5 protein-coding genes are annotated in these 5,193 nt (G+C 50.2%); all 5 read left to right on the top strand.

All coding sequences use genetic code 11. The features are described 5' to 3' along the window. The first annotated feature begins 528 nt into the window (after positions 1 to 528). Positions 529 to 819: a hypothetical protein gene (locus GF401_14200; GenBank protein MBD3346205.1), complete on the top strand. Its 291-nt coding sequence runs from the start codon at positions 529 to 531 to the stop codon at positions 817 to 819. 387 nt (positions 820 to 1,206) lie between these two features. After that, a complete protein-coding gene (locus tag GF401_14195; GenBank protein MBD3346204.1) occupies positions 1,207 to 3,246 on the top strand; it encodes an FAD-binding protein in 2,040 nt (679 codons plus the stop codon). 120 nt (positions 3,247 to 3,366) lie between these two features. Then, complete coding sequence (locus tag GF401_14190) at positions 3,367 to 4,140, top strand: 3-ketoacyl-ACP reductase (protein ID MBD3346203.1); 774 nt, start codon at positions 3,367 to 3,369, stop codon at positions 4,138 to 4,140. 64 nt (positions 4,141 to 4,204) lie between these two features. Further along, the gene (locus tag GF401_14185) at positions 4,205 to 4,876 is read left to right on the top strand and encodes a bifunctional 4-hydroxy-2-oxoglutarate aldolase/2-dehydro-3-deoxy-phosphogluconate aldolase (GenBank protein ID MBD3346202.1); all 672 of its coding nucleotides are present in this window, start codon (positions 4,205 to 4,207) and stop codon (positions 4,874 to 4,876) included. Between the two features lie 6 nt (positions 4,877 to 4,882). After that, on the top strand, positions 4,883 to 5,193 hold a 311-nt coding region (locus tag GF401_14180; protein ID MBD3346201.1), incomplete at its 3' end, for an NADH:flavin oxidoreductase.

Genomic DNA, 5,193 nt, shown 5'->3' with positions numbered 1-5,193 from the left:
GCCATAAGGATTTTTTTCAAGCATTATAGTGCCAATATTTTCCGTTAGTCCGCTAACCACTGTTTTCGCGGGGAAATAACTATCTTTACTAAAAGTAAGCGCATCCTGGTTTGCCTGTTTATTTCCAAGAATTTGAGTTTTAATTGGAGCCTGGCGAACATGTACATGACCATTCTGGATAAATGATTTACAGATGGTTGACCTGCCATTCGCGGTTGTTTCAACAATTACCGGCATTATGTGTAGATTTTTGAGATGAGCGGGAAAACTGAATTTGCAAAATATACGGCACGAATGCTTCACAGGCGTTTGATAATAAAACGGGCAAGCGATCTGATGAATTGCCGGGTAGGGGGAGAGCGAAAAGAATACTTGGGAAATTTTCAGTGAAGCCCGGCGAGGACAGGAGATGTATTTCTTCTGAAAAAGACGCCCATAAAAATGAGCTTTGATCAACACCCGGGAAATCAATTATTTATTGAATCGTTGAATGTGTGATGTAAAATTCATTCTCAGAAAGGATGATGTATGGCGATTCTTACAAAAACCCAACTTGCAAAGCTCCGGAAAAAACTGAAGACGGATTCGGCGATCGCAGAACAATACGGTGTTTCCCGACAGGCGATATTCCAGCTCAGGAAAAAATATGGGATTGAATCGAGCCATGCAGAAATCCCCGCTCGCAATAAGAAGGTGATCGAACTCTATAAAAAGGGCATGACCGGAGCAAAAATAGCCGGAAAAATCGGCCTTTCTCTTTCTCAAACCCATCGAATTATTAATTTAGGCTCGAAAAAGAAAAGATCGAAGAGAAGATAAGAGCATTTATAAGGAATATTTGCTGTAACAAAACGCAATCCGGGCGCATTGATTTCCGATGAGAACGGCCTTACGCAAGTCGATACTGCAATCGTTATTGAGACCACCACCCAAACTGCCGGAAACAAGATTGACGAGATCTGTTTCGAATTCGACAGAACATTGCACTCTACCCGGAAAAACCACCGGGTAACATGTATTCAAAGGAATTCATTGAATTGATATTCGAGCAATCTTACAGCACGATTCAATTTCCGGTGGAACGAGGTATGGCAAAGCGGCGGAGCGCCGGCGTGTATTTTCGAACTCTGAAAAGAATCGGCCTGCTTCAGTGCATGCGACTCAGCTCATATCACCCTTCGGTTCAAAGAAATCAGGAGAATTGAAATGAAAGATGTTGTTGTTACTATTGAATGTTCGGTCGATGGATCGATTCGATGCAGGAGTTTTTCGGTTCACACGCTTGTAATCGGGAGCGGCGCGGCGGGATTGAATGCCGCGCTCCAGCTTCGTGCACGGGGTATTGACGATATCCTGGTTCTTACCGAGGGGCTCGACAAAGGAACGTCGATTAACACCGGAAGCGACAAGCAGACCTATTATAAACTCGGCATGTGTGGTGTGGAAAATGATTCTCCCCTGGAACTGGCGAGATCGTATTTTGACGGTGGGGGAATGCACGGCGACCTGGCGCTGGTTGAGGCAAGTGTGTCGCCGCGGGCCTTTATCAACCTTGTCAATCTCGGGGTTCCCTTTCCGCAGGACCGGTACGGCCGGTTTGTGGGATATAAAACCGATCATGACCCGCGTCGCCGGGCCACCTCTGCGGGGCCCTATACCTCACAACAGATGTGCCGTGCGCTTATCGGAGAAATCCGGCGTTTAAACATCCCGATAGTCGAGAAAAGAGACGCCGTCAAGCTGTTGACCCTCGATGAGAATGGCTCGAAGCGGGCGGTAGGTGTCATTGCAATCAATCGTGAAGAAAATGATTGTACGAAGCGATCGAATCTCTTTGAAGTGTACTATGCCGAAAATGTTGTTTTTGCGGTGGGGGGACCCGGAGGGCTATACGCAACGAGCGTCTATCCTGCCGTACATACAGGAGCAATCGGTCTGGCGCTCATGGAGGGGGCCTGGGCACAAAACCTTCCGGAATCACAATACGGCATGGCTTCGACCAAGTTTCGATGGAATGTCTCCGGGACGTTTATGCAGGTGATCCCCCGGTTTATCAGTACTGCCCCGGACGGCTCGAGTGATCCACAGGAGTTTCTGGCGCCCTTTTTTGACTCGCCGGGTGAAATGAACAGTATGATTTTTCTTAAAGGATACCAGTGGCCCTTTGACCCCCGGAAAATTATCAGGGGCTCATCGATTATCGATATCGCGGTATATATCGAAACAACCGTGAAAAAAAGGCGGGTTTTTCTGGATTTCAGAGAGAACAGTGCGGCTTTCGATTGTGCCCGATTAAGCTCTGAGGCCCGGGATTACCTCGAAAAATCGGGAGCGCTTTCGGGGACGCCGATTTCACGGCTGCAAAAAATGAATCCGCAAGCGGTCCGACTCTATGCCGACCAGGGTATCGATATCGGGAAGGAACCGCTGGAGATTGCGGTTTGTGCCCAGCACAACAACGGCGGCCTGGCCGGAAACCTCTGGTGGGAATCGATTAATATTAAACATCTGTTTCCAATTGGTGAAGTCAACGGATCCCACGGGATCTACCGACCAGGCGGGTCGGCGCTCAATGCAGGACAGGTTGGGGGATTCAGGGCCGCCGAATATATCAAAGCACGGTATGCGCAGGTTCGGTACAACCGGAGCGAGGCCCGGAAAGCTGCTGAAGCCGCGTTCAAAGAGATATTCTCGTGGATGAAAAATTGCCGAAGTTCTTCGATGGATACCCGGGCTGTCCGTGACGAATTCCAGAAAAGAATGTCGCGGGCCGGGGCCCATGTCCGATCCCGGGACATTCTGGAAAAAGCCGTAAAGGAGGCTCGGGTACAGTGGAATACTCTACAGCAAAGCGGGAGCAAATTTGCCGGCGTAGCCGAACTCGCCGAGGCGTTCAGAAACCGCAGGCTCTGTTTCACCCACTCGGTGTACCTTGAGTCTGTCCTCTTTGCGCTCCAAAGCGGTGTTGGAAGCAGGGGGTCTTCACTGGTAATAAATTCCCAGGGTACAGCCATACACGCCGCTCTGGACGACACATGGCGGTTTCAGGTTGAAAATTCCGATTTCAGGGAAAAGGTGCTTTATACCCGGGTGGATGAGAAGGGAACGATACATAACGAATGGAGAACGCGAAGACCCTTGCCGGAAACAGAACCATGGTTTGAGATTGCGTGGGCCGAGTTTCGTGATGGGGTGATATACAGGGACCTTACACTCGGGAACCAGGAGCGGGGGGGTGCAGGATAGGCTCTTCGTCAAAATAGAATGCATTACCGTCTCGCCTGCAGCATTCCTTTGTTTTTATCCAATCAATGGTTATTTTAATTATTGTTGATATTATTTGACTGCTCCAACGGGAGAGAGGCTATGACAGGAAAGGTCGCACTGATCACCGGCGGATGTCGTGGGATCGGACTGGGAATATCCAGGCGTCTTGCTGCCGAGGGCTATGCTGTCGCTGCCTGCGGTATTCGTGAAAAGGATAGTGTGGGGGAAGTCCTTGAAGAGCTTGGGCAATATGGCGCCGAACCTTTGTATGTGCGCGCTGATATTTCCGACGCCGTCCACCGGGAAGGGCTGGTTGCAGCGGTAAAGGATCGTTTTGGCCGGTGCGATGTACTGGTAAACAACGCAGGGGTGGCGCCGCTTGTGCGTAACGATATTCTTGAAGCGACTGAAGAGAGCTTTGAACGGGTAATGAAAATAAACCTTCATGGTCCCTATTTTCTCACCCAGGCTGTTGCCCGATGGATGATCGAACAGCGGAAATTCGTTGACGAATTTTCCGGATGCATTATCAATATATCTTCTATATCCGCAACGGTAGCATCACCGAGCCGCGGCGAATATTGTATTTCCAAGGCCGGTATCGGTATGGCAACCATGCTCTGGGCTGCTCGGCTTGGAGAGTATGATATTCCGGTATACGAAATCAGACCGGGCATTATACAAACCGACATGACCGCGGGAGTAAAGGAGAAATACGACAAGCTTATCGGTGACGGCTTATGTGTGCAGCCGCGATGGGGATTTCCCGAGGATGTCGGAAAAGCGGCGGCATCCCTGGTACGGAGAGATTTCCCGTATTCAACCGGCCAGGTAATTATGGTTGACGGCGGTTTGACGGTTCAACGGCTGTAAATCTACAAGACGGGCGCCGTACATGAACTGCAAATCAGAGTTCTATTGATATAAAGGAGACGTTATGCCGCAATTCGATCGTTTGACTGTTTACAATACCATGCTTGCCGAAAAACTGGTTCCACTCTTTTACAATTCCGACCCCGATGTGGGTATCAATGTTCTTTCGGCTGTTCACGATGCGGGAGCGTCACTTCTGGAATTCACTTCCCGCGGCCCCGGGGCACTTCAGGTATTCGATCGTCTTGTGTCCCATTGTGAATCGAATTCGTTGTCGGTTATCCTGGGGGTCGGTTCTGTTGTCGATGCACCGACTGCAGCGCTCTTTCTGGCCCATGGAGCGAATTTTATCGTGAGTCCGGTTTTCAATCCCGAGATTGCCCGGTTGTGTAACCGCCGGAAAGTCGCCTGTATTCCCGGTGCCGGGAGTGTAAGTGAGATATCCGCCGCCGAGGAGCTGGGGGCGGAAATAGTCAAGATATTTCCCGGCGGCCCGGTGGGTGGTCCCGGTTTTATCAAAACAGTAAAGGCGCCTATGCCATGGGTCCGGCTCATGCCCACCGGCGGGGTGGATTCGACTGAAGAAAATATCAGACAATGGATCGACGCCGGCGCAGCATGCCTGGGAATGGGAAGTAAGCTTATCAAAAAAGAGTTCCTCGAATCAAAAAAGTATGCAGCAATATCCGATACAGTACGGGATGTACTTAAATGGATAGGCACTGCCGGAAAGTAGTTTATCATGAATACACCGCCTCGAATTGACAGACACACTCACCGGCGATTCCTGTTTAAACGTATCGATGAACTCGAGCATGAATGTGCTGCGTTCGGACTCGAACTTCCGAAAGATTCAAATCTGTCGGTATTAAGCGAGCCCTTGCGCATTGGGAGAAGGGTGATTCCCAACCGTTTTGTGGCTCATCCCATGGAGGGATTTGATTCCGAAACGGACGGTTCCCCGGGAGAGCTGAGTTTCAGGCGCTACATCCGCTACGCCCGTGGTGGATTCGGCCTGATCTGGGCTGAAGCAACCGCGGTCCTTCATGAAGG

Source organism: Chitinivibrionales bacterium (assembly GCA_014728215.1).
Classification (GTDB): Bacteria; Fibrobacterota; Chitinivibrionia; order Chitinivibrionales; family WJKA01; genus WJKA01.
Note: the sequence above shows the minus strand (reverse complement) of the source record. Positions and strands in the feature narration are given on the sequence as shown.

Excerpts from the sequence above, each read along its gene's own strand:
- GF401_14200 (MBD3346205.1), top strand. The coding sequence starts at position 529 with ATGGCGATTCTTACAAAAACCCAACTTGCAAAGCTCCGGAAAAAACTG.
- GF401_14190 (MBD3346203.1), top strand. The coding sequence starts at position 3,367 with ATGACAGGAAAGGTCGCACTGATCACCGGCGGATGTCGTGGGATCGGA.
- GF401_14185 (MBD3346202.1), top strand. The coding sequence starts at position 4,205 with ATGCCGCAATTCGATCGTTTGACTGTTTACAATACCATGCTTGCCGAA.
- GF401_14195 (MBD3346204.1), top strand. The coding sequence starts at position 1,207 with ATGAAAGATGTTGTTGTTACTATTGAATGTTCGGTCGATGGATCGATT.